At 68.6% G+C, this 24,139-nt stretch carries 24 protein-coding genes; 11 read left to right on the forward strand and 13 right to left on the reverse strand.

Features of this window, described 5'->3' with window-relative positions:
- Positions 1–69: 69 nt before the first annotated feature.
- Together B842_RS07705 and B842_RS07710 are read right to left on the reverse strand one after the other, a co-directional pair.
- The gene (locus B842_RS07705) at positions 70–363 is read right to left on the reverse strand and encodes a DUF4193 domain-containing protein (RefSeq protein ID WP_040085991.1); all 294 of its coding nucleotides are present in this window, start codon (positions 361–363) and stop codon (positions 70–72) included.
- 140 nt (positions 364–503) lie between these two features.
- Complete coding sequence (locus tag B842_RS07710) at positions 504–1,367, reverse strand: inositol monophosphatase family protein (RefSeq protein ID WP_082028409.1); 864 nt, start codon at positions 1,365–1,367, stop codon at positions 504–506.
- Positions 1,368–1,404: 37 nt separating this feature from the next.
- On the opposite strand from B842_RS07710, the gene ppgK reads away from it, so the two are divergent.
- Together ppgK and B842_RS07720 are read left to right on the forward strand one after the other, a co-directional pair.
- Positions 1,405–2,157: a polyphosphate--glucose phosphotransferase gene (gene ppgK, locus B842_RS07715; protein WP_040085992.1), complete on the forward strand. Its 753-nt coding sequence runs from the start codon at positions 1,405–1,407 to the stop codon at positions 2,155–2,157.
- 186 nt (positions 2,158–2,343) lie between these two features.
- Positions 2,344–3,714 carry an RNA polymerase sigma factor gene (locus tag B842_RS07720; RefSeq protein WP_040085993.1) on the forward strand — a complete coding sequence of 457 codons (1,371 nt, stop codon included), beginning with the start codon at positions 2,344–2,346 and terminating at the stop codon, positions 3,712–3,714.
- 60 nt (positions 3,715–3,774) lie between these two features.
- Here the strand turns inward: B842_RS07720 and B842_RS07725 are convergent, their stop codons facing one another.
- From B842_RS07725 to B842_RS07740, 4 genes are all read right to left on the reverse strand, one after another.
- Complete coding sequence (locus tag B842_RS07725; RefSeq protein WP_040085994.1) at positions 3,775–4,998, reverse strand: DUF418 domain-containing protein; 1,224 nt, start codon at positions 4,996–4,998, stop codon at positions 3,775–3,777.
- A gap of 2 nt (positions 4,999–5,000) precedes the next feature.
- On the reverse strand, positions 5,001–5,606 hold the full coding sequence (locus B842_RS13190; RefSeq protein ID WP_052437817.1) for a DUF4190 domain-containing protein: 606 nt from the start codon (positions 5,604–5,606) through the stop codon (positions 5,001–5,003).
- A gap of 103 nt (positions 5,607–5,709) precedes the next feature.
- The gene (locus tag B842_RS07735) at positions 5,710–7,419 is read right to left on the reverse strand and encodes a DEAD/DEAH box helicase (RefSeq protein WP_040085995.1); all 1,710 of its coding nucleotides are present in this window, start codon (positions 7,417–7,419) and stop codon (positions 5,710–5,712) included.
- Positions 7,416–7,655 (reverse strand): DUF3039 domain-containing protein, encoded by a 240-nt coding sequence (locus B842_RS07740; protein WP_040085996.1) that lies wholly within the window; start codon positions 7,653–7,655, stop codon positions 7,416–7,418. The genes B842_RS07735 and B842_RS07740 overlap by 4 nt, the downstream gene beginning before the upstream one ends.
- Positions 7,656–7,712: 57 nt before the next feature.
- Between B842_RS07740 and B842_RS07745 the strand changes: the two genes are divergently transcribed.
- The 6 genes from B842_RS07745 to galE all read left to right on the forward strand — a co-directional run bounded on the left by B842_RS07745 (position 7,713) and on the right by galE (position 12,957).
- Positions 7,713–8,186 (forward strand): DUF3099 domain-containing protein, encoded by a 474-nt coding sequence (locus B842_RS07745; protein ID WP_052437818.1) that lies wholly within the window; start codon positions 7,713–7,715, stop codon positions 8,184–8,186.
- On the forward strand, positions 8,183–9,688 hold the full coding sequence (locus B842_RS07750; protein ID WP_040085997.1) for a DUF7782 domain-containing protein: 1,506 nt from the start codon (positions 8,183–8,185) through the stop codon (positions 9,686–9,688). The genes B842_RS07745 and B842_RS07750 overlap by 4 nt, the downstream gene beginning before the upstream one ends.
- Positions 9,685–10,107 (forward strand): D-aminoacyl-tRNA deacylase, encoded by a 423-nt coding sequence (gene dtd, locus B842_RS07755; RefSeq protein ID WP_040085998.1) that lies wholly within the window; start codon positions 9,685–9,687, stop codon positions 10,105–10,107. The genes B842_RS07750 and dtd overlap by 4 nt, the downstream gene beginning before the upstream one ends.
- Positions 10,108–10,180: 73 nt before the next feature.
- Positions 10,181–11,167 (forward strand): sigma-70 family RNA polymerase sigma factor, encoded by a 987-nt coding sequence (locus tag B842_RS07760; protein WP_040085999.1) that lies wholly within the window; start codon positions 10,181–10,183, stop codon positions 11,165–11,167.
- A 126-nt stretch (positions 11,168–11,293) separates the two neighbouring features.
- Entirely contained in the window at positions 11,294–11,974 is a 681-nt protein-coding gene (locus B842_RS07765) for a metal-dependent transcriptional regulator (protein WP_040086000.1), read from the forward strand.
- On the forward strand, positions 11,974–12,957 hold the full coding sequence (galE, locus tag B842_RS07770; protein WP_040086001.1) for a UDP-glucose 4-epimerase GalE: 984 nt from the start codon (positions 11,974–11,976) through the stop codon (positions 12,955–12,957). The genes B842_RS07765 and galE overlap by 1 nt, the downstream gene beginning before the upstream one ends.
- Here galE and B842_RS07775 read toward each other — a convergent pair.
- On the reverse strand, positions 12,914–13,996 hold the full coding sequence (locus tag B842_RS07775; protein ID WP_040086002.1) for a DUF4192 domain-containing protein: 1,083 nt from the start codon (positions 13,994–13,996) through the stop codon (positions 12,914–12,916). The two genes, galE and B842_RS07775, sit on opposite strands and share 44 nt — an antisense overlap.
- A gap of 228 nt (positions 13,997–14,224) precedes the next feature.
- On the opposite strand from B842_RS07775, the gene B842_RS07780 reads away from it, so the two are divergent.
- Positions 14,225–15,223 carry a PAC2 family protein gene (locus B842_RS07780; RefSeq protein ID WP_040086003.1) on the forward strand — a complete coding sequence of 333 codons (999 nt, stop codon included), beginning with the start codon at positions 14,225–14,227 and terminating at the stop codon, positions 15,221–15,223.
- Positions 15,224–15,332: 109 nt separating this feature from the next.
- Positions 15,333–17,864, forward strand: coding sequence for a DEAD/DEAH box helicase (locus B842_RS07785; protein WP_040087457.1), 2,532 nt, complete (start codon positions 15,333–15,335; stop codon positions 17,862–17,864).
- A 28-nt stretch (positions 17,865–17,892) separates the two neighbouring features.
- Here B842_RS07785 and B842_RS13195 read toward each other — a convergent pair whose 3' ends face one another.
- The 4 genes from B842_RS13195 to B842_RS07805 all read right to left on the reverse strand — a co-directional run bounded on the left by B842_RS13195 (position 17,893) and on the right by B842_RS07805 (position 21,961).
- A complete protein-coding gene (locus B842_RS13195; RefSeq protein ID WP_052437820.1) occupies positions 17,893–18,672 on the reverse strand; it encodes a DUF7716 domain-containing protein in 780 nt (259 codons plus the stop codon).
- 36 nt (positions 18,673–18,708) lie between these two features.
- Positions 18,709–19,563, reverse strand: a complete 855-nt coding sequence (gene sucD, locus B842_RS07795) for a succinate--CoA ligase subunit alpha (RefSeq protein WP_040086004.1) — start codon at positions 19,561–19,563, stop codon at positions 18,709–18,711.
- 14 nt (positions 19,564–19,577) lie between these two features.
- Positions 19,578–20,744, reverse strand: coding sequence for an ADP-forming succinate--CoA ligase subunit beta (gene sucC, locus B842_RS07800; RefSeq protein ID WP_040086005.1), 1,167 nt, complete (start codon positions 20,742–20,744; stop codon positions 19,578–19,580).
- An 80-nt stretch (positions 20,745–20,824) separates the two neighbouring features.
- A complete protein-coding gene (locus B842_RS07805) occupies positions 20,825–21,961 on the reverse strand; it encodes a hypothetical protein (RefSeq protein WP_156119474.1) in 1,137 nt (378 codons plus the stop codon).
- A 301-nt stretch (positions 21,962–22,262) separates the two neighbouring features.
- On the opposite strand from B842_RS07805, the gene B842_RS07810 reads away from it, so the two are divergent.
- On the forward strand, positions 22,263–22,829 hold the full coding sequence (locus B842_RS07810) for a hypothetical protein (RefSeq protein WP_040086007.1): 567 nt from the start codon (positions 22,263–22,265) through the stop codon (positions 22,827–22,829).
- 152 nt (positions 22,830–22,981) lie between these two features.
- Here B842_RS07810 and ahpD read toward each other — a convergent pair whose 3' ends face one another.
- Both ahpD and B842_RS07820 read right to left on the reverse strand, forming a co-directional pair.
- Positions 22,982–23,506: an alkylhydroperoxidase, AhpD family gene (ahpD, locus tag B842_RS07815; RefSeq protein WP_040086008.1), complete on the reverse strand. Its 525-nt coding sequence runs from the start codon at positions 23,504–23,506 to the stop codon at positions 22,982–22,984.
- Entirely contained in the window at positions 23,507–24,103 is a 597-nt protein-coding gene (locus B842_RS07820) for a peroxiredoxin (RefSeq protein WP_040086009.1), read from the reverse strand. It abuts the gene before it with no gap.
- Positions 24,104–24,139: the final 36 nt, after the last annotated feature.

A 24,139-nucleotide genomic window follows, 5' to 3' on the forward strand; every position in this document is an offset into this window, starting at 1 on the left:
TCGCCCGGAGAAGACGAGAAGCGCCTGTCCACCGTGGGGTGGGCAGGCGCTTCTGTGTCTCCGGGCTCCTTAGGCGCAGTCCAGGCAGACCTCGGAACCGTCGTCCTGGGTGAAGGCGACACGGTTACGACGCTGCACCAGGAAGCACTCCGCGCAGGTGAACTCGTCGGCCTGCTTCGGCACGACGGTGACGTTGAGCTCCTCGCCGGAGAGGTCGACGGCCGGGAGGTCGAAGGGCTCGACGATCTCACCGTCATCGTCGATGCCGGGGCTCTGGCTCTCCGCGGCCTTGAGACCCTCGAGGGAGTCGGTGTCGAGCTCGTCCTCGACGCGGCGGCGCGGGGCGTCGTAATCAGTCGCCATAACTCGTACATCCTTCACGTGTAGATCGTCCGCGGTCCACGGCCGATGTGCGTAGTATCGTGCCGCATATTAAGCCAGAATTCCCCGTGTGTCATACTCCCAGTTCGCGGGGGTGTTTCCTGGGGTTTTCCGCGACCTTTTCAACGACCGGTGAGCGGCCTGAGCACACCGGCCCCGGAGACCAGTTCGGCCCACGCCCCGGCCAGTGGACCGGCGGCGGCGGAGACGGCCTCGCCGGCGGACCCGGGCGTCGACAGCCGGGGGGTGTGCACGACCGCCCCCGCCTCCCGGGCAATGAGCGCGCCGGCCGCGAAGTCCCAGCAGTGCAGACCGTGCTCGTAGAAGGCGTCGACGGTTCCCTCGGCGACGCGGCAGAAGTCGAGCGCGGCGGCCCCCATGCGGCGGATGTCACGGACCTGCGGCAGCACGGTCGCCAGCAGCGCGGCCTGCTGGGCACGCCACGTGGAGGAGTAGGAGAATCCGGTCGCCACCAGCGCCAGCGCGGGATCGCTGACGTCGTTGCAGCGCAGCCCGATCTCCTGCCCGTCCCCGGAGCGGGTCGCCCCCTGGCCCAGCGCCGCGGAGTACACCAGGCCGCGCGGGACGTTGACCACGCAGCCGGCGAGCACCTCCCCGTCGACGGCGGCGGCGATGGAGACGGCGTACTCGGGCAGTCCGTAGAGGAAGTTCACGGTGCCGTCGATGGGGTCGACCACCCAGGAGACACCGCTTGCCGACGCCCGCTCGCTCCCCTCCTCCCCGATGATGCCGTCGTCGGGACGCAGGGTGAGCAGCCGGTCGACGATGTAGTCCTCGGCGAGGGTGTCCACGACGGTCACGGGGTCCACCGCGGAGGTCTTGGTGGTGGAGAAACCGCGGATGTCCCCACCCCCCTGTTCGGCGAGCTCCGCCCGCTTGGCCAGGATGCGTTCACCGGCGGCGACGGCGACCTCGACGGCGATGTCACGGAGGTCACGGAGGTGGGCAGGATCGTGAGAAGTCATGGGGCCCATTGTGCCCGCTCTTTGTATGCTGGGCGCCATGACCAACATCGGCTTCGGCATTGACATCGGCGGCTCCGGGATCAAGGGGGCCCGCGTCGACCTGGACAACGGTGACTTCGTCGGCGACCGCATCAAGATCGCGACGCCGCGGCCCGCGACCCCGGAGGCGGTGGCGAAGACCGTCGCCGAGATCGTGCGCCTCGCGGAGTGGGACGGCCCGGTGGGCCTGACGATGCCCAGCGTCATCAAGGCGCAGATCGCCCGCACCGCGGCGAACATCGACGAGTCGTGGATCGGCACCGACGTCCACGAGCTCTTCGCCCGCCACCTCGGCGACCGGGAGATCACCGTGCTCAATGACGCCGACGCCGCCGGCATCGCCGAGGTCGCCTTCGGCGATCCGCGGGCCCGCCAGGGTTCCGCGCTGTTCCTCACCTTCGGCACGGGCATCGGCTCGGCGCTGCTCATCGACGGCCACCTGTTCCCCAACACCGAGCTCGGCCACCTCATGATCGGTGACTTCGAGGCGGAGGAGCGGGCCTCCTCGGCGGCGAAGGACCGGGACGAGCTGAGCTTCCGCAAGTGGGCCAAGCGCGTCAACCGGGTCCTCGCCGAGTACGAACGCCTGCTCAACCCGGGTGCGTTCATCGTCGGGGGCGGCATCTCCCGCGAGCACGAGAAGTGGGTTCCGCTGCTGGAGGTGGAGGCCCCGGTCTTCCCGGCGCAGCTGCGCAACCGGGCCGGGATCGTGGGTGCCGCCATGGCCGTCGCGGCGCACGTGACGCCCTGACCGGGCGGGCGTAGACCAAGGGCGGTTGAACCGCCGGGGAATAATTGCTCTATACTGGGCGGTTGATCGTGAAGACCATGCCGACGGTGGACGTCGGCGGATTTTCACTAGTGTGGTCCCGGGGGCCGGTTCCCCATCCCCTCACAGGGACGAACACATTCATGTTGGCTAGGCGAAAGGGCGTACGTGGCAGCCACGGATTCTTCAGGCAATGCAGCGACCGACAATGCAGAGACTACTGCGTCGGCCGCCGATACCCCGGTGAAGAAGGCCGCCAAGAAGGTGGCGAAGAAGACCGCGCGCAAGGTCGCCAAGAAGACCGCGCGCAAGGTCGCGAAGAAGACCACGCGCAAGGTCGCCAAGAAGGCCGTCAAGAAGACGGCCCGGAAGGCCACCAAGGCCACCACCAAGGCCGAGGTCGACAACGAGGATCTCGAGGACGAGCTGGACGACGACCTCGAGCCCGAGGAGCCGGACTTCGACGAGGAGAACCTCGACGAGGACGAGCTCGGTGAAGAGGAAGAGGAAGAGGAGGAGGAAGAGGACGAGGGTGCCTCCGTCTGGGACGAGGACGAGTCCGCCGCCCTCCGTCAGGCCCGCAAGGACGCGGAGCTGACCGCCTCCGCCGACTCCGTCCGTGCCTACCTCAAGCAGATCGGCAAGGTGGCGCTGCTCAACGCGGAGCAGGAGGTGTCCCTGGCCAAGCGCATCGAGGCCGGCCTGTACGCCACCTACCGCATGGAGCAGATGGAGGAGGCCTTCGCCGCCGGCGACAAGGACGCGAAGCTGACCCCCGCGGTCAAGCGTGACCTGCGGGCCATCGCCCGCGACGGCCGGAAGGCCAAGAACCACCTGCTGGAGGCCAACCTCCGTCTGGTCGTCTCCCTGGCCAAGCGCTACACCGGCCGCGGCATGGCGTTCCTGGACCTCATCCAGGAGGGCAACCTGGGCCTCATCCGCGCGGTGGAGAAGTTCGACTACACCAAGGGCTACAAGTTCTCGACGTACGCCACCTGGTGGATCCGTCAGGCGATCACCCGCGCCATGGCCGACCAGGCCCGCACCATCCGTATCCCGGTGCACATGGTGGAGGTCATCAACAAGCTGGGCCGTATCCAGCGTGAGCTGCTCCAGGACCTCGGCCGCGAGCCCACCCCGCTCGAGCTGGCCAAGGAGATGGACATCACCGAGGAGAAGGTCCTCGAGATCCAGCAGTACGCCCGCGAGCCGATCTCCCTGGACCAGACCATCGGTGACGAGGGTGACTCCCAGCTCGGTGACTTCATCGAGGACTCCGAGGCCGTCGTCGCCGTCGACGCCGTCTCCTTCACCCTCCTGCAGGACCAGCTGCAGGACGTGCTGCAGACGCTGTCCGAGCGTGAGGCCGGCGTCGTCCGTCTGCGCTTCGGCCTGACCGACGGCATGCCGCGCACCCTCGACGAGATCGGCCAGGTCTACGGCGTCACGCGTGAGCGCATCCGCCAGATCGAGTCGAAGACGATGTCCAAGCTGCGTCACCCGTCGCGTTCGCAGGTCCTGCGCGACTACCTGGACTAGTCCGGCCACTGAAAGCAGAGAACCGCCCCCGGTCATCGACCGGGGGCGGTTCCTCTCTGTCTAGGGCAGCTGCGGCCGGTACGCGGCGGGCAGGCCCGCACGGCCGTAGCTGGCACGGCGGTGCGCCCACTCGACGGGGCCGGGCCAGCCGAGCCAGTCCCACACGTACGCCCAGAGCAGGGTGGCCAGCCACACGCCGGAGGCGATGCCCATCTGCACCAGGATGCCCGACTCGCGGCCGAGGCCGAGGGTGAAGGGCTGGGTGAGGATGACGAAGAGCGCCGACTGCAGGATGTAGCCCGACATCGAACGCTGGCCGAGGGCCACGAAGGCGCGCAGCGCCGGGTTGAGGGTGTCGGTGGTGCCGCGGAAGACCAGGGCCACGAGCGCCAGGATGCCGGGGCCCGTGAGCAGTCCGAGGCTGTTGTTGAGGATGGACAGCGGCATCTCCCAGGCGGCCGGCAGCACCCCGATGGAGGACAGTCCCCAGGGCAGGCCGATGACCAGGATGACGGCGGCGGCCACGGCCACCCAGGTCAGGAGGAGGCGGCGGTGCTGGTCGACGTCGACAAGCACTCCTCTCCGCGCCCACACGAAGCCGATGATCATGATCGGCCCCAGCATGAGGACCACCAGCGGCAGGCTCGCCAGGGTGCCCAGCAGTCCCATCGTGTTGAAACCGAGGTACTGGGCGTAGCTGTCGATGCTGATGTCACTCATGTCGGGGAACATGTCGGTGAACTGGGGGTAGAGCACCATCGCGGCGGCGACCAGCGAGGTGACGAACACCTGCAGGCCGATGAGCACCCACGCGATGATCAGGAGGGTGCGGTCACGCAGGGTGATTAACCCGATGAGGATCATCGCAATCACGGAGTACTGCACGATGATGTCGCCGAAGAAGAGGAGCACCAGGTGGACGACGCCGATGAGGGCGAGCAGCCCGTACCGCCTCCACATCACCTTCCGGGCCTCATTCGGCGGGAAACCGCGCCGCCACAGGCTCATCGTGATGAGGCCGACGCCGAAACCGAGCAGCGTGGAGAACATCGCCAGTCCGCGGACGTGGACGAACATGCCGTGGAACACGACCGCGACGGACTCGGCGAGGGTGGGGGTGCCGTAGATGCCTCCGAACCCGGCGGCGAGGTCCGCGTTCACCGGGATGGCCCACGCGGTGGGGAGGTTCGCCACGGCGATGCCGAGCAGCGCCAGACCCCGGGCCAGGTCCGGTGCGATGTAGCGGACCTTCTGCGGGGTGGTGGACGGGGTCGCGGAGCTCATGGCTACTGGTTCAGCCAGGTGTCGATCGCACGCTCCACGCACTGCTGCCGCTCGGTCGGGTCGCTGATGCTGATGCAGTCCATCATGCCGGTGTCCGACAGGACCACCGCCATCAGCACCCAGAAGATGACGGACAGGCCGATCGCGATGAGCGACAGCACCAGGCCGGTGACGGCCATGCCGGTGCGGCGCCCCGGACCGTTGATGCGGCGTCCGCGGACGAGCGCGATGATGCCGATGATGAGACCGACGAGGCCGAAGATGACGGCGAAGGCCGTCGCCACGACGCTCACGGCGACGAGGAGGGACAGGATGCCGACGCCGAGGGCCCAGCCGGCGACGCCGTTCTTCCTCTCGTCCACCGCCCACGTCGAGGCGGCGTCGGAACCACCGGCGGAACCGTAGCCGCCGTACCCGGCCGAGCCCGCCGAACCCCCGTACCCGGCATACCCGGGATCAGTGGGCGGGACCGGGGTGGGGGCCGGCGTGGCGTCCGCGCCACCGGAGGGGTACCGGTAGGCCTCGTAGTTCGGGGGCGTCGCAGCCCGGTCGGGGCCGGGTTCCTGCGGCTCCCCCTGGGGCGGGTGGGAATTGAAGGGGTTGCTCATCTTCGTCAACTTTCGGTGTGGTGTCCAGTGTTTTCCTCCACACTAACCACAGAATCGGGCAGTTTCCCGTCGCAGGACCGGGGAACCGGGCCTGAACTGGGAGTCACCACTGACGGAGATAGGCGATCCGGTCCCGGAGCTGCTCGGCGGTGCACAGGGCCGTGGGTGGTCCGCCGCAGGCGTTGCGGGCCTCGGTGTGGATGGCCCCGTGCGGGCGGCCGGTGCGACCGGCGGTGATGGAGACGATGGCGTTGAGTTCCTTGCGCAGCTGCGGGATCTCGTCGCTGGCCACCCGTTCGGCGGCCGCCCGGTTGCCCGCGGACTGGCGGGCCTCCTCATCGGCCTTGGCGGCGGCGTCGCGGGCGTCGAGCTGCTCCTCCTGCCGCTTGCGCAGGAGGGCCTTCATCTGCTCGGCGTCGAGAAGCCCGGGGAGGCCGAGGTAGTCGGCCTCCTCGTCGGAGCCGGCGAAGGTGGCGGTGCCGTAGGTGGAGCCGTCGTAGATGAGGGAGTCGAGTTCGGCCTCGGCGCCGAGGGACTCGTAGGACTTCTCCTCGTCCTTCTCGGTCTGCTCCCGGTTGGCCTCGGCGAGCGCCTCGTCGTCCCAGCCCTCCTGGGGGCGGTCGGGCTTGCCCAGGACGTGGTCACGGGAGGTCTCGAGCTTCTCGGCCAGGCCCAGCAGGACCGGCACGGAGGGCAGGAACACCGACGCCGTCTCGCCGGGCATGCGGGAACGCACGAAACGGCCGATGGCCTGGGCGAAGAAGAGCGGGGTGGCGGCGGACGTCGCGTAGACGCCGACGGCCAGGCGGGGGACGTCGACGCCCTCGGAGACCATGCGCACGGCGACCATCCACTCGTCGGTGTTGCCGGAGAACTCCTCGATGCGGGCCGAGGAGCCCGGTTCGTCGGAGAGGATCACCGCCACCGGGGTCGAGGACATCTTCTCCAGGATCCGCGCGTAGGCACGGGCGGTGGCCGTGTCGGTGGCGATGACGAGGCCGCCGGCGTCGGGCATGTTCTTGCGCAGCTGCAGCAGGCGGGTGTGCGCGGCCTGCAGGACGGCCGGAATCCAGTCGCCCTTGGGGTCGAGCGCGGTCTTCCAGGCCCGTGCCGTCTGCTCCGCGTTGAGGGGCTCGCCGAGGCGGGCGGCGTACTCCTCGCCGGCGGAGGTGCGCCAGCGGGCCTCACCCGAGTAGGCGAGGAACACGACGGGGCGGACGACGCCGTCGGCCAGCGCGTCGGCGTAGCCGTAGGTGTGGTCCGAGCGGGAGACGAGGTGCCCCTCGCCGTCCTCCTCGTAGCGGACGAAGGGGATGGCGGCGTCGTCGGAACGGAAGGGCGTACCGGTCAGCGCGAGCCGGTGCTCGGCGTCGGCGTAGGCCTCCCGGATGCCGTCGCCCCAGCTCTTGGCGTCACCGCCGTGGTGGATCTCGTCGAGGATGACGAGGGAGCGCTTCGCCGAGCACACCGCGTGGTGCTTGTACGGGTGCATGGACACCTGCGCGTACGTCACCACGACGCCGTCGTAGGCGGGGTTGACCGCGGAGGCGTTGGTGAAGTGCGGGTCGAGGGCGAGTCCGACGCGGGCGGCGGCCTGGGACCACTGGATCTTCAGGTGCTCGGTGGGCACGACGACGATGATGCGGTCGACGGTCCGGGAGGACTTGAGCTCGGTGGCCACGCGCAGCGCGAACGTCGTCTTGCCGGCGCCCGGGGTCGCGACCGCCAGGAAATCCTTCGGTTTGTGGAGCAGGAACTTCGTCAGCGCCGACCGCTGCCAGGCGCGGAGCTGCCCCTTCGCGGCCCCACTCACTTGCGACGCAGGCCCTTGTAGATCCGTTCGCAGTCGGGGCACACCGGCGAACCCGGCTTGGCCTGCTTGGTCACCGGGAAGGTCTCGCCGCAGAGGGCGACGACCATGCTGCCGCTCACGGCGGACTCGACGATCTGGTTCTTCTTGACGTAGTGGAAGAACTTCGGGGTGCCGTCGTCGAGGTCGGTGTCTTCCCTGATGTCGGTGCGTTCGATGGTCTTCGTACTGGTCTTCACGCAAACCATCATGCCCCACATCTGACCGGAAAGGCACACAGGGCTACCCTGAGCTGTATGGATCAGGACACCTTCGACGCCGTTGAGGACCCCGCGGACGAATCCCCGACCGGCGCTGGCCGCCGTCGCCGCCGACTGCTGCGACGCCGCCGTGCGGAGCTGATCACCACCGCCCGCCGCTCCCCCGCCGAGAATCTGCGCCACCGTGAGCGGGTCTACACGTGGCTCCAGCTCTCCCGCCTCCCGGCGCTGCTGGTCAGTGCCGGCAGCTACCTGTGGCTGGGTGACTGGGTCTTCTCCGGCGTCCTCTTCCTCATCTCCGTCCCGCTGCCGTGGATCGCGGTGGTCATCGCGAACGGCAAGGGTGAGGTCCGGGAGAAGCGCACCCGCAACGTGTACAAGCCGCAGGCGGCCCGCGAGTACTACGCCGCCGTCGACGCGGCCGAGAAGGCCCGGCTGGAGGCTCCGGAACGCCCGGAGCTGGAGGCCGGGGAATCCGACATCATCGACCACGAGGAGGACACCAAGTGACTCTCGCCGCACTCGCCCCCGAGTTGATCACCCTGTTCCGCGAGGCCGGGTTCACCGCCGACGGCATCGCCGCCCACCTGGGCCCGAACGCCACCGAGGCGATGCACCGCGGCGAACCCGCGGCCGTGCGTTACGTCGCCTCCGACGACTCCCTGCTGTCGCGGCTCATCCGTTTCTTCGTGCTCCGCGACGCCCTCCCCGCCACCGCCCTCGCCGATCTGGTGGGCGCCTCCCTGGCCACCCGGCTTCTCGACGCCGGCGCCGTCCGCGCCGACCGCACCGGCACGGTGACACCCGTGCTGGACATCCGTCCGCACGTCATCGTCGGCGAGAACCGCTGGGTGTTCTCCGACGCCGACGCCTCCATGACGCAACACGTCCCCGGCCCCGACCACGTGCTCGGCGTCGGCGCGGCGAGCCTCTCGCTGCTCCAGTCCACGCCGGTCACCCCGGTGGACACCGTCCTCGACCTGGGCACCGGCTCCGGCGTCCAGGCCCTCGGCCAGGTCGGCATCGCCGCGCACATCACGGCCACCGACATCCATCCGCGGGCCCTCGAGCTGGCGGCCGCCACCTTCGCGGGTGCCGACGCCCACGTGGAACTCCTCCAGGGCCCCTGGTTCGAGCCGGTCGCGGGCCGGACCTTCGACCGCATCGTCGCCAACCCCCCGTTCGTCGTCGGTCTGCCGGAGGTCGGCCACGTCTACCGGGACTCGGGCCTCAACCTCGACGGCGCGTCCGAGCTGGTCGTCTCCCAGGCGGCGGACCACCTCGCCCCGGGTGGCACCGCCCACCTGCTGGCCGCCTGGGTGCACACCCACGAGGAGTCCTGGGCCTCCCGCGTCGCCTCCTGGCTGCCCCGGCGCGGCGTCGCGGCGTGGATCATCGAGCGGGACGTCGCCGACCCGGCCCACTACGTCGGCACGTGGCTGCGCGACGAGTCCCTCGACCCCCGCTCCCCCGCGGCTGCGGAACGCACGCAGGCCTGGCTGCGGCACTTCGCCGACCACGGCGTGACCGGCATCGGCTTCGGTTTCGTCGCCATCCGCGAGATCGGCGACGAACCCTCCGACATCATGGCCGAGACCATGCCCCAGGCCTTCACCGATCCCCTGGGCCCCGAGGTCGACGAGTACTTCGACCGGATCGCCTGGCTGCGGCACCGCTCGGCGGAGGACCTGTCGGCCGCCACGTTCCTCGCCCGCCCCGGTCTCGCCCGGGAGGACATCTCCCAGGCCGACCTCGACGCCGGCGTGGGTTTCGCCCCCGCCGCCCTGCGGCTGACCCGCACGGACGGACCACGGTGGTCGCACGACGTCGACAAGCACCTGGCGTCGATCGTCGCCGGCCTGCACCCGCAGGGGCTGTCGCTCGGGGAGGTCGTCGGCCTCTACGCGATGGCCAACGACCTCGACGAGGAGCAGCTGCTCGAGTCGGCCGTGCCCGCGATCGTCGACCTGGTGCGTCACGGCCTGGTCCTGCCGGCGGAGCTGGTCCTGTGAAGGCCGTCCTGACGCGCGTGAGCTCGGCCTCGGTGACCGTCGACGGGGAGGTCGTCGGCGAGATCGGCCCCGGCATCCTGGCGCTCGTCGGCGTCGGCCGGGAGGACTCCCCCGACGCGTGGGAGACGATGGTGCGCAAGATCGCGGAGCTGCGCATCCTGGACGGGGAGCAGAGCGTCTCCGAGGCCGGACAATCGGTCCTGCTGGTCAGCCAGTTCACCCTCCACGGCCGGACCGCGAAGGGGCGGCGCCCCAGCTGGTCGGATGCCGCGCCGGGAGAGGTGGCGGAGCCGGTCATCGCGCGGATCGCCGAGGGCCTGCGGGCCCGGGGCATCCCGGTGGAGGAGGGTGTCTTCGGTGCGATGATGCAGGTCACATCGGTCAACGAGGGGCCGTTCACGGTGCTCGTGGAGTGCTGATCCGGCTTTCGGGAACAAAAGGGACCTCCGGAACGTTGTACCTTTAAGACCGGCGAAAATAGGAGGCCTCCTGATGACCAACCCTTCCCTGCAGGATTCTGACGTAGAGACCACCGACCGCGGGAGCCGTCGCGGCCAGACGAACGACAACCCGTCCGCGGACCTGGTCCGTGTCTATCTCAACGGAATCGGGCGCACTGCGCTCCTGAATGCGGAGGAGGAGGTGGAACTCGCCCAGCGGATCGAGGTCGGCCTGTACGCCGCCCATCTGCTGGAGTCGGACCGGAAGCTGACCCGCGCCATGAAGCGTGACCTCAAGGTCCTGGCGAAGGACGGCAACAAGGCCCGTGCACACCTGCTGGAGGCCAACCTGCGTCTCGTCGTCTCCCTGGCGAAGCGTTACACCGGCCGCGGCATGCCGCTTCTCGACCTCATCCAGGAGGGCAACCTGGGCCTCATCCGCGCGATGGAGAAGTTCGACTACGCCAAGGGCTTCAAGTTCTCCACCTACGCCACCTGGTGGATCCGCCAGGCCATCACCCGCGGCATGGCCGACCAGTCGCGCACGATCCGTCTGCCCGTCCACCTCGTCGAGCAGGTGAACAAGCTCTCCCGCATCAAGCGTGAGATGTACCAGCACCTGGGCCGCGAGGCCACCAACGAGGAGCTGGCCGAGGAGTCCGGCATCGAGGAGTCCCGCATCGAGATGCTGCTCCGCCAGTCCCGTGACCCGGTGTCCCTGGACATGCCCGTCGGCGCCGACGAGGAGGCTCCGCTGGGTGACTTCATCGAGGACGCCGAGGCCACCGACGCCGAGTCGGCGGTCGTGGCCACCATGCGCCACTCGGACATCCGCGCCGTGCTGGGCACCCTCGAGGACCGCGAGCAGGACGTCATCCGTCTGCGTTACGGCCTCGACGACGGTGTGCCGCGCACCCTGGACCAGATCGGCCGCCGCTTCGGTCTGTCCCGTGAGCGTGTCCGCCAGATCGAGCGTGAGGTCATGAGCAAGCTGCGCGACGGTCACCGCGCCGACCGGCTCCGCGAGTACGCTCTCTGAAGCGTCTGAGCACCCCATGATCAACACCCGTTGACACGGGTGGCACCGCCCTCCCGGACCCCGGGAGGGCGTTCTCCTTTAGGGTAGGCTTCTACCCAATGTGACTTGCAGAAAGGCGTTGTGGCTGTGAAGGATCTGGTCGATACCACCGAAATGTATCTGCGGACGATCTACGAGCTCGAGGAGGAGGGCATCGTCCCCCTCCGGGCCCGTATCGCCGAACGTCTGGAGCAGTCGGGTCCGACCGTCAGCCAGACCGTCGCACGCATGGAGCGTGACAACCTCGTCGTCGTCCGCCCGGACCGTTCCCTCGAGATGACCCCGGAGGGCCGCGAGTTGGCCACCGCCGTCATGCGCAAGCACCGCCTCGCCGAGCGTCTGCTCACCGACATCCTCGGCCTGGACATCCACCAGGTCCACGACGAGGCCTGCCGCTGGGAGCACGTCATGAGCGAGGCCGTGGAGCAGCGCGTCGTCGCGGTCCTCGATGACGCCACCCGCTCCCCCTTCGGCAACCCGATCCCGGGGCTGGACGCCCTGGGCGTGGTGGGTCCCGCCACCGCCGACCACGGAATCCGCGCCGTCGACCTGCCGGAGGGCAAGCCGGTGGAGGCACGCATCGTGCAGCTCAACGAGATCCTCCAGGTGGATCTGGAGCAGTTCTCCCGGCTCGTCGACGCCGGCATCGGTGTCGGCGCCACCGTCACCGTCACCCACGAGGGCGGCACGATCCGTCTGTCATCGGGCAACTCCGACGTGGAGCTCAACCCCGAACTCGCCCACGCCGTCCGCGTCGAGCTCGTCTGATGAAGCTGCTGGTCACCGGCGGTGCCGGGTACGTGGGTTCCGTGTGTGCGCAGGTCCTCCTCGAGGCCGGCCACGAGGTCGTGGTGGTGGACAACTTCAGCACCGGCAACCGGGAGGCGGTGCCCGCGGGCGCACGCCTGGTCGAGGGCGACATCCGTGATGTCGCCGCCGACGTGTTCTCCGAGGGCGGCTTCGACGGTGTCCTCCACTTCGCCGCCCGTTCGCTGGTCGGCGAGTCCGTGGAGCACCCGGAGGAGTACTGGCGGCACAACGTGGTCACTACGCTCGTGCTTCTCGACGCCATGCGCGCCGCCGACGTGACCAACCTCGTCTTCTCCTCCACCGCCGCCACCTACGGTGAGCCGGAGGTCGTGCCCATCACCGAGGACATGCCGACGCAGCCGACCAACCCCTACGGGGCGTCGAAGCTGACGATCGACCACATGATCACCTCCTACGCCCACGCCCACGGGCTGGCGGCGACGAGTCTGCGCTACTTCAACGTGGCCGGCGCCTACGGTGACATCGGCGAGAACCGGGAGATCGAGACCCACCTCATCCCGCTGGTCCTGCAGGTGGCGCTGGGGCACCGTGAGCAGATATTCATGTTCGGCGACGACTGGCCCACCGCCGACGGCACCCCGGTCCGTGACTACATCCACATCCGGGATCTCGCGGACGCGCACGTCCTGGCGCTGGAGACGAACGAGCCGGGCCGTCACCGGATCTACAACCTCGGCTCCGGGGACGGCTACTCCGTGCGCGAGGTCATCGAGATGTGCCGGAAGGTGACCGGCCACCCGATTCCCGCGGAGGTGGCGCCGCGCCGCGCGGGTGACCCGGCGACGCTCATCGCCTCCTCCGACCGCATCCGGCGGGAGCTGGGCTGGAACCCGACCCGCACCGACCTGGAGACGATCGTCACCGACGCCTGGGCGTTCACCAGCCGTCTCGGTGACCGGGCCTGGTCGACACGACGCTAGGCTCCACCCCGTGGTTGGCCCGCACGATCCGGGAGCCCTCCCGCACGGACCGCACCATGAACTCGAACTCCCCGGCCTGCGCGGGCACGAGCAGCAGCTGTGAGAGCGAGTGGCTGCGGTCCTCCTCCAGCACGGCCAGCAGGGCGTGGGTGGAACGCATCGTCAGACGCAGTTCCACCATGCACAGCGCGTAGACCGCCAGCGCGTTGTGCCGGATGAAACCCGTGAACGTCCGGGCCACCGCCAGCATGAGCTGCGCGCCGGTGCCCGGCTCCTGCAGGACATCCTCGATGAGCAGGTCACGCAGCTCGAGGGTGCCCAGGAGGGTCGCCACGGTGAGCAGGACCTCCTCGTCGGCGAGCAGGTCGTCGAGGGGCACGTCGCGGGCCTCCCCGATGAACAGGCGGGCGTCGGCCGCCAGCGCCGGGTAGACCGTGGGCGACAGCTCGTGTGCCCGTTCCAGGGCGAAGCGGGTGAGGTACGCGCACTCCGCCTCGTCGAAATGGGGGTTGGCGCGTCGGAAATGCTCCTGCGCCTCCGCCCGGTTCAGGTCGGGCAGCTCCCCCTGCTCCAGCAGGGGCTCCATCGCCCGGGCGCTGGACACGGGGGCGATGACGTCGTGGGTCCAGGAGGCGTCGAGCTCCGCGAGCGCCGAGGGCGGCCCGAAGCCGATCCGGACGGGCTCGCCGGTGAGGATCTCGCGGGTCACCCACGCGAGGTCGAGCCGGAGGAGCCCGGCGCGGGTCATGGCGACGAGGGTGTCGATGACCTCGTTGATCTCCGCGTCCGGGCGGGTGGTGACGAGGAACCCGAACACCACGTCCTGGCCCATGTCCTCCACCGCCTGGGCCAGCTCGGGGAGCATCACCAGGTCATCCAGGTCGATGCGCAGCACCGGGCCCAGTTCCATCTTGTCCGGGGAGCCGGTCTCGGAGAACGTGACGAAGACGAGGGAGTCGTGCGGGTAGAAGCCGAGGATCCCCGGCAGGTTGGCGGCGATCTGTCCGGGCGAGTTGAGTGACGTCGTGGCTGCTGTCATGCCCCGCACACTGCCCTGGATCGGGGCGGGGTGGAAGGGGGCGTCGGAAAGCGGCACCCGTGCCTGTGGACAACCCCACCCTGTCCACAGGCCGACGGACGCGCGCTGGCGGATCATTACCCGATCGGGCAGAATGGTACGGCTAGACTGGACCCTCACTGGAATAACACCCGTGTGAGGTGCGTTGCAGCGAATGTATGCCGTTAGAGCCGAAGGAGGATGATGGGTATGCACGACAATGAGCGCCGCATGTACGAGCTCGAGTACCCGGCCCCGGAGGTGGGTGCGGGGACACAGGACGGCCCGACGCTGATCGTCGCCCTGCAGGGTTACGCCGACGCCGGCCACGCCGTCCAGACGAGCGCCGACCACCTGCTCGCGGCCCTGGACTCACGTCCGTTGGCATCGTTCAACAACGACGAGCTGATCGACTACCGCTCGCGTCGCCCCGCCGTGACCATGGACAACAACCAGATCACCGGGATGGAGAACCTCGACCTCGGGATCCGCGTGCTCCGGGACACCGAGGGACGGTCCTTCCTGCTGCTCTCCGGCCCCGAGCCGGACCTGCGGTGGGAGGCGTTCACCGAGGCCGTCGCCGATCTGGTGGAGAAGTTCGGCGTGCGCCGCACCATCTGCCTCTACGCGGCCCCGATGGCCGTGCCGCACACCCGTCCCCTCATGGTGTCCGCGCACAGCAACACCCCGCAGCTGGTGAACTCCATGTTCACCTACGACTCGAAAGTCATCCTGCCGGGTTCGGCCTCCATGATGCTCGAGCGTGCACTGCACAAGCGCGGCCTCAACGTCGCCGGCTTCACCGCCCACGTCCCGCACTACCTCGCGGCCTCGCCGTACCCGGCCGCCACCCACGAGCTTCTCGACGCCGTGGCCCGCGCCGCCGACCTCACCCTCCCGCTCCGGGCGATCGAGATCGACATCGAGCGCGTCGCCCAGCAGCTGGCGGAGCAGGTCGACGACAGCCACGAGATCCAGCAGGTCGTCGCCCACCTCGAGCGCCAGTACGACGAGGAGCTGGAGCGCTACCGCGCCTCCAATCCGAAGGCCATGCTGCCCGGGGAGCACGAGATGCCCTCCGGCGATGAGATCGGTGAGGAGTTCGAGCGTTTCCTCGCCGCCCTCGACGCCACCGAGGAGGACAACCGGACCGAGGAGGTCGGCGGGCCGCGTGAGCTGCCCGACGAGGACCCGGACGACGACGAATAGATACAGCGGACACCCTGTCTGCCCCTGGAGGGCCGGCAGGGTGTTTCTGTGTCCGGGAACGCCCCCGCCTGCCGTCCGGCTAGGGTGAATAGGTGTGAACCTCGCTCAGATGCTGCCCGACCTGTCCGACGTCCCCGAGAGCCTGCTGGATGAATCGATCTTCGATTCCTTCCTCGCCTGGGTGCGGGGGCGCGGCATCGAGCTCTACCCCGCGCAGGAGGAGGCGGCGCTGGGCATCCTGGCCGGCGACAACGTCATCCTGGCGACGCCGACCGGTTCGGGCAAGTCGATGGTGGCCAACGCGGCGCACTTCATCGCGATGGCCCGCGGGCAGCGTTCCTTCTACACCGCCCCGATCAAGGCGCTGGTGAGCGAGAAGTTCTTCACGCTGTGCGAGATCTTCGGCCCGGAGAACGTCGGCATGATGACCGGTGACGCCACCGTCAACGGCAAGGCGCCGATCATCGCGGCGACCGCGGAGATCGTGGCGAACATCGCGCTCCGGGACGGCGCGGACGCGCGGATCGACCAGGTCGTCATGGACGAGTTCCACTACTACTCCGACCCGGAGCGCGGCTGGGCGTGGCAGGTGCCGCTGCTGGAGCTGCCGAAGGCGCAGTTCCTCCTCATGTCCGCCACCCTCGGTGACACGACCTTCCTGCAGGAGGACCTCACCGCCCGCACGGGCCGCACGACCTCGCTCGTCGCAGGTTCGGAACGCCCCGTGCCGCTGGACTTCTCCTACGTGTACACGCCGGTGCACGAGACGATCGAGAACCTGCTGCAGGACGGCAAGGCGCCGATCTACGTCGTCCACTTCTCCCAGCGCGAGGCCACCGAACGCGCGCAGGCGCTGACCAGCCTGAAGATCATCGACGACGAGACCAAGGAGAGGATCGTCGCGGAGATCGGCAACTTCCGCTTCACGACGACCTACGGCAAGACCCTCTCCCGCCTGCTGCGCCGCGGCATCGGCGTCCATCATGCCGGCATGCTGCCGAAGTACCGGAGGCTCGTCGAGAAGCTCTCCCAGACGGGCCTGCTCAAGGTCATCTGCGGCACCGACACGCTCGGCGTGGGCATCAACGTGCCGATCCGCACCGTCCTCATGACGGGGCTGGCAAAGTTCGACGGCACCCGCCAGCGCATCCTCAAGTCGCGGGAATTCCACCAGATCGCCGGGCGCGCCGGACGCGCGGGATACGACACCGAGGGCACCGTCGTCGTCGAGGCGCCGGAGCACGAGATCGAGAACTGGCGTCTGCGGCAGCGCGCCGGCTCGGACCCGAAGAAGCTGAAGAAGCTGCGCCTCAAGTCCGTCCGCGAGGGGGAGGTCACCTGGTCGGAGAAGACCTACGAGCGTCTCACGGTCGCCGAGCCGGAGCCGATGAGCTCGCAGTTCCGCATGACCAACTCGATGCTGCTCAACGTCATCGCCCGCCCCGGCAACGGTTACGAGCACCTCAAGCACCTGCTGCGCACCAACCACGACACGCGCGCCAAGCAGAACCGCGACATCCTCCACACCCTGGAGCTGTTCCGCGGGCTGCTCAACGCCGGCATCGTGGTCAGGGCCGAGGACGGGACCGACGAGGAGGGTCGCCCCTACCACCTCACGCAGGAACTGCAGCGCGACTTCGCCCTCAACCAGCCGCTCTCGCCCTTCGCCCTGGCGGCGCTCACGCTGCTCGACCCGGAGTCGGAGAGCTACACCGTCGACGTGATCTCCACCTTCGAGGCCATTCTCGACGACCCGCGACCCCTCCTCCAGGCCCAGCAGAAGCAGGCCCGCGGCGAGGAGATCGCCGCCCTCAAGGCCGAGGGTGTCGACTACACCGAGCGCATGGCCATCGTCGAGGACATCACCTGGCCGCAGCCGCTGGCCGAGGAACTCGAGGACGCCTACGAGACCTTCACCGAGGGCGCCCCCTGGGCCCGCGAGTTCGAACTCTCCCCGAAGTCCGTCGTGCGCGACATGATCGAGCACGCCATGACGTTCTCGGACCTCATCGCCACCTACGGCCTCGCCCGCTCCGAGGGCGTGGTCCTGCGCTACCTCACCGACGCCTGGCGCACCCTGCGTCAGTCCGTCCCCCTGGACTCGCTCAACGACGAGCTCGAGGACGTCATCGAGTGGCTCGGCGAACTCATCCGTCAGGTCGACTCCTCCCTCATCGACGAGTGGGCGCAGATGGGCGACGAGGACACCCCCATCTCCAAGGAGGACCTGGAGCGCGAGCTCGCCTTCGGCCTCGAGGACCCCACGGCGCTGACGGCCAACAGGCGCGCGTTCACCATCATGGTGCGCAACCTCATGTGGCGCCTCGTCGAGCTCTTCGCCTGGGAGAAGGAGGACCGCCTCGCGGAGCTCCTGGACTACCTCGAGCGCGACGAGAAGCCCGACTGGGGTGCCGAGCTCGACGCCTACTTCGACGAGTACGCCGACCTCGACATCGGGCCCGACGCCCGCTCCGGCGACTACTTCACGTTGTCGCAGGACGGCCGCGAATGGACCGCGCGGCAGATCATCAAGGACCCGGAAGGCGACAACTCCTTCCAGCTTGTCGCCGTCGTCGACCTCGACGCCTCCGACGCGGAAGGCGAGGTGCGGCTGAAGTCTCTGGAGATGGTGCGGCGATGAAATCCCACCAGCAGACCACGGCCACGCACTAGAGCCGGCAGGGCCACCTCCACTGCTCGACAGGCACGGGAAGCAGGGGTGCGACGGCGCGCAGGAACTCTCCCGTGTCCGCGTCGCCGCACTGTCCCCACAGGTCAGCGACCCGCAGGAAGTCCTCCACGCCGATCTGCAGATCCACCGCCGCGTCCGCCCCGTCCCGGAACACCACGTGACCATCGGTGGCCCGCACCGCCCAGGTGTCACCCGTGCCGCTGACTGCGACGCGCCGGTAGGGGGTATCGGTCCACCCTGCAAGATCGATCCTGATGTCGGGTGAGAGTTCCCGCCCCTGCAGTGCGACCAGCGTGTCGGCTGTCTCCCGCCCCAGGAGTTTCCTCACACGGAGTCGCACGACGGGGCTCAGGTGTGCGTCGGTGACGGCGGGGTACTCCCCCACCCGTCCGACGATGCGGGACAGCGTCCTCAGGTGCGGGACCGGTTCGACCGGGAGGAAGGTGTCCCGCTCAGAGTAGAAGCGCAGCGCCCGTGCACACAGCTCCTCATCAAGTGGGGATCCCTGGTGGTCCAGATTGAGGATCACGTCCTCGCACATCTGACCACTGAGGAAATAGTCCAGACCTCGTTCCCTCACCGCCGGCGGATAGGTCTCGGTATCGTCATCGCCGACCTCGGGGTACTCGTCGACGAGGTACTCCCCCGGGGTCATCCCCGGGCCTGTGTACAGGCACCAGCCGGAGCCCGAGGTCGGGTCGGCAAGGACCGTGTCAATGATGTCTGCCAGGGGGTGGGTGCGTCCGGTCTCCAGCATGCTCCGATGATAGGCCGCCGACGCGACCCGGGCAGCCTACATCCCCTCGACAATCCCCCGCATGATCTCCGCGGTCTCCGTCGGCGTGGTGCCCACCCGGACACCGGCCGCCTCGAGCGCCTCCTTCTTGGCCTGCGCCGTGCCGACGGAACCGGTGACGATGGCACCTGCGTGCCCCATGGTCTTGCCCTCCGGGGCGGTGAACCCGGCGACGTAGCCGACGACGGGTTTGGTCACGTGCTCCCGGATGTAGTCGGCGGCGCGTTCCTCGGCGTCGCCGCCGATCTCGCCGATCATGACGATGGCCCGGGTGTCGGGGTCCTCCTCGAAGGCGCTGAGCGCGTCGATGTAGGCGGTGCCGATGAGGGGGTCGCCGCCGATGCCGAGGGCGGTGGAGATGCCGACGTCGGAAAGCGCGTGCATCATCTGGTACGTCAGCGTGCCCGACTTCGAGATCAGTCCCACGGGGCCGGGGCCGCTGATATCCGCGGGGATGATGCCGGGGCAGTTCGGGCCGATGATCCGCGTGCCTCCCTCCGTCCGCGCGTGCGCCAGCATCTCGGCGGTGTCGCGGACGGGCACGCCCTCGGTGATGACGACGATGAGCGGGATCGCGGCGTCGATGGCCTCGCAGACCGCCTCCCGGACGAAGGGGGCAGGCACGAACACCACGGACACGTTCGCGTCGGTGGCCGCGCGTGCGTCGGCGACGGTGCCGAACACCGGCAGCTCGTGGCCGCCGACCGTCACCGTCTCGCCCGCCTTCTTCGGGTTGGTGCCGCCGACCACGTTCGCGCCGGCGGCGAGCATCCGGGCGGTGTGCTCCCGCCCCTCACGCCCGGTGATGCCCTGGACGATGATGCGGGATTCGGAGTTGAGGAAGATCGCCATGTCGGTGCCTTTCGCTAGACGACGCTCGGGGTCACCGCGGCGAGCTCCGCCACCCGGTCCGCGGCCTCGTCCATGTCGTCGACGACGGTGACGAGGGGGTGATCGTACTCGCGGAGGATGCGGCGTCCCTCGTCGACGCTGTTGCCGTCGAGACGCACGACGATCGGCTTGCGGGCCGTGTCCCCGAGGTGAGTGAGCGCCTCCACGATGCCGGTGGCCACCGCGTCGCAGGACGTGATGCCTCCGAAGACGTTGACGAACACGCTGCGCACCTGCTCGTCCGAGAGGACGATCTCCAGGGCCGCGGTCATCGTCTCCGGGCAGGCGCCACCGCCGATGTCGAGGAAGTTCGCCGGCTTCTGCCCGCCGTGCCGCTCCCCCGCCCCGGACACGACGTCGAGGGTCGACATGACCAGCCCGGCGCCGTTGCCGATGATGCCCACCGAACCCTCGAGCGTGACGTACTTGAGCCCCTGCTCGCTCGCGCGTCGCTCGATCGGGTCGAGGTGGTCGGCGGCCTCGGCGAGCTCCGCGCGGTTGTCGTGACGGAAGGCGGCGTTGTCGTCGAGGGTGATCTTCGCGTCGAGGGCGATGATGTCCCCCTGCACCGTGAGGACGAGCGGGTTCACCTCGACGAGGGTGGCGTCCTCCTCGCGGAAGACCTCGGCGAGCCGCCGGATGACGGGGACGACCTTGTCGCGGAGGTCGGCGGGGAGGGCGTCGACAAGTTCGTGGGCGTCGAAGCCCTCGAGGGGGTCGACCTCCACGCGGGCCAGCGCCTCCGGCCGCTCCGCGGCGAGCTTCTCGATGTCCACGCCTCCCTCCACCGAGAACAACCCCAGGTAGGAGCGCCGCGCGCGGTCGAGGAGCAGCGAGAAGTAGTACTCCGCCTCGATCTCCACGCACTCCACGACGAGCACCCGCTCGACCGTGTGCCCGCGGATGTCCATCCCCAGGATCGCCTCCGCCGCCTGCTCGGCCGCCTCGGGCGCCGCCGCGACGCGGACACCGCCCGCCTTGCCGCGGCCGCCGATCTTCACCTGCGCCTTGACGACGCACTCCCCGCCCAGCCGCTCCGCCGCCGCGCGTGCCTCCGCCGGAGTCTCAGCCACCGTTCCGGACAGAACCGGAACGCCGTGGGCGGCGAAGAGTTCAAGGGCCTGGTACTCGTAGAGGTCCATGCCCTGCAGTGTATAGACGTTGCCGCACGCACGACGCCGGATCGGCGATACCCTGCGGCCACACGCCCCGGACGGAGGCGCTACGCCGTGGTGGGCGCGTCCCACAGCTCCAGGAAGCGTTCCACCAGCTCCCCGAGCCGACCGCTGCAGAGTTCCGACGTCAGGTGGCCGTAGCCGAAACGGTCTCCCCTGCTCTGCCACGTGAACCAGGTGGACATGTCGCGCCAGGTCGCCTCACCGATGGGCTGGTCGTAGATCGGCTTGATGTGATCGAGGTACCGGAAGTCCGGACCGGCCAGCCGCACCCCAGCCAGCACACCGTCCCACACGATCTCCGGGGCGTTGAACTCGTCGGGATTCTCCCGGAACCAGGCCAGGTGTCGGCCGGCAGCTATCCACTCCGCGAGTGCCCGGACCTGCGAGATGTCCCCGCGGGCGCCGTAGAGCACGGGGTCCGCGCGATGTGAAGTCAGGTCCACATCCTCCCCCGGCCTCAACCACTGGGAGCTGTGGGAGAGGAGGAGAGCGGCGGGGAGCTCTGCGCCCGGCTCGCTGAACCACATGAGCAGGGGGCCTTCCGTGCCGAACATCACCGGGTCCGGGATCTGGCTCCCCCAGGTCGCGGCGAACCCCTCCGGACGAAGGAGGATCCGGAGCTCCTGGACGACGGGCACCGGCAGTCCGAACACCTCATCCGTGACCACGAACTGCTGGACCGGAACCGACACGGCTGTTGTCTCCGTCCGACTGACCTCCCACACAGCCATGATCTCCCGGGCCGCCGCGGTGAGTTCGAAAAAGTCGGCGCGGGGATCCCCCACCTCTTCCCTCTCTGCTTCCTGCTCATGCACCCACAGATGCACCGGGTCACCGTTCGGCGTACTCATGGGGATCCTGGTGACACGTCGACCGTCGACACGCATGACGGGCAGCGACGGGGACTCGAACGTCCAGCGGAGCTCCGAGTCATCCCCTTCCATCGCCCCGTGGGTGACGGGCACCTCCCACCCGAGCCGGGTGAGATCCAGGGTGGTACGGAGGTACTCCGCTCGCTTTTCGACGTGCACCAGCCGAGCCAGCGCAGAAGGCACGGATCCACCCAGAACACGCGGCAGACGGGTGTCGAGGAACTCGTCGACGGCGAGCCGGAGGCTCACGGGGTCCACGGCCGACCATGCGTAACTGACGGGATTCGGGGCATCGTAGGTGTTGGACATGACCACAGGGTCTCAGACAGGTGTGACAGACAGCGTGCGACCACCACACAACTGTCCTACAGGTCTGGCAGGGGGGAATTAGTTTCGTGCTGTCGGGAACACCGGTACAGGGGGTTCTGGAATCCATTCACGCAGGCCAGACACCGGAAGTGACTCTCGATTCGCGTTCCCGGACACTCCCTGCCGCCTCGTAGCAGTCAATGATTTTCCGCAATCTCGTGTTCACACGGCGTTAACCCATGTACCGTGGCTCATACAATCACATGCTTATGTAACCCACATCACTCGAAAGGTGAACACAATGAAGAGCCGTCTCATGCAGTCCATCGCTCTCGCCGCCACCGCCGGCCTGGCACTGAGCGCCTGCACCACCTCCGACGACACTGCCGCGGACGACCCGGGCACCGTCGTCACCACCGTTGAGACCCCGGGCGGCACCCCGGTGGAGACCACGGTCACCACCGCCGACACCGCCGACCAGGTCGCCGGCGAGGACCCGATCTTCAACGTCATCAACGCCGCCCTGGCCGAGTACCCGGAGGGCATCATCGTCGACATCGACCGTGAGGACGACACCGACAGCTACGAGATCGACCTGGTCCAGGGCGACCAGCTCATCGAGCTGCAGGTCGACTTCGACGGCACCCTCCGCGAGGACGACCGCCAGGGCGACGAGGACATGATCGTCCGCGCCCAGAACGCCACCGTCACCGCCGAGGACGCCATCCGCGAGGCACTCTCCCTGCACCCGGAGGGCCTGCTCGACGAGGCTGAGCTCGAGGACGCCGACGGCACCATCCAGTGGAAGATCCAGCTGGACGACGCCGACCGTAACGACCTCGCCGAGCTGGACATCGCCGCCAACTAGGCCGGACTGCCCCTTAGTGACCAGAACCCCGCCACCGGTCTCCGGTGGCGGGGTTCGCCATTGCCGCACGTCCCCTGCCCCACAGCCCCCGGAAACCACGAACGCCGCCCTCCGGGACGGAGAGCGGCGAAGTGGGGTACGTCGGCAAGCAGTTAGCGTGCAGCCTCGATCTGGACGGTCTGTGCGACCGCCTGGATGACGGCGGCGACCTTGACGGCCTCCCAGACCTGCTCCTTGGTCAGACCCTCCTCGCGGACGGTCTTGTCGTGGGCCACGACGCAGTTCTCGCAGCCGTTGATGGTGGAGACGGCCAGGGACCACAGCTCGAAGTCGGCCTTCTCGACGCCCGGCTTGGCGATGATGTTCATGCGCAGGCCGAACTTGACGTTGGTGTAGTCCTCGCCGAGGAAGTGCTTCGCGCGGTAGGCCACGTTGTTCATGGCCATGACGGTGGCGGCGCCGAGGGCTGCCTCGAAGGCCTCGTCGGAGAGGTGCTCCTTGGCCTCCTCGGAGATCTCTGCGAAGACGGTGTCGTTGCCGGTGGCGGCAGCGGAGGCCAGCAGGGTGCCCCACAGCTGCTGCTCGTTGAGCTCGGTGGTACGGGTCAGGGAGCCCAGGTTGAGCTTCTGGTCCTTCGCGTACTCGGGGAGGGCGCTCCTCAGGTTATCGATCGACATTTACTTCAGGGACTCCTGAACGACGTCCATCTTGTTGATGTTCTTGGTCGGGTCGTTGGCCTGCCAGTTGCATGCGCAGACCTCCTCGGACTGCAGGGCGTCGAGGACACGCAGGACCTCGTCGACGTTGCGGCCGACGGCGTCCGGGGTGACGGAGACGAACTGGATGATGCCGTCCGGGTCGATGATGAAGGTGGCGCGGTCGGCGACACCGTCGGCGTTCTCGACGCCCAGCTCACGGATGAGCTCGTGCTTGATGTCGGAGAACATCGGGAACGGGATGTCCTTCAGCTCTTCGTTGGTGGCGCGCCAGTTGAAGTGGGAGAACTCGTTGTCGATGGAGCCGCCCAGGATCTGGGTGTCGCGGTCCTGGAACTCCTCGTCGAGCTTGCCGAATGCGGCGATCTCGGTCGGGCAGACGAAGGTGAAGTCCTTCGGGTAGAAGAAGACGACCTTCCACTTGCCCGGGTACTTGTCGAGGGAAACGGTCTCGAAGTAGTCCTCCGGCTGCTGGGCGTTGGCCTCAGCCAGGTTGCCGCCCTTGAGGGCGAGCAGCTCGAACTCGGGGAACTTCTCTCCAACGGTCATGATTGCCATGCGTAAATCTCCTCAGAAAAGTGGGATGTGACGGCC

Source organism: Corynebacterium humireducens NBRC 106098 = DSM 45392 (genome assembly GCF_000819445.1).
Taxonomy (GTDB): domain Bacteria; phylum Actinomycetota; class Actinomycetes; order Mycobacteriales; family Mycobacteriaceae; genus Corynebacterium; species Corynebacterium humireducens.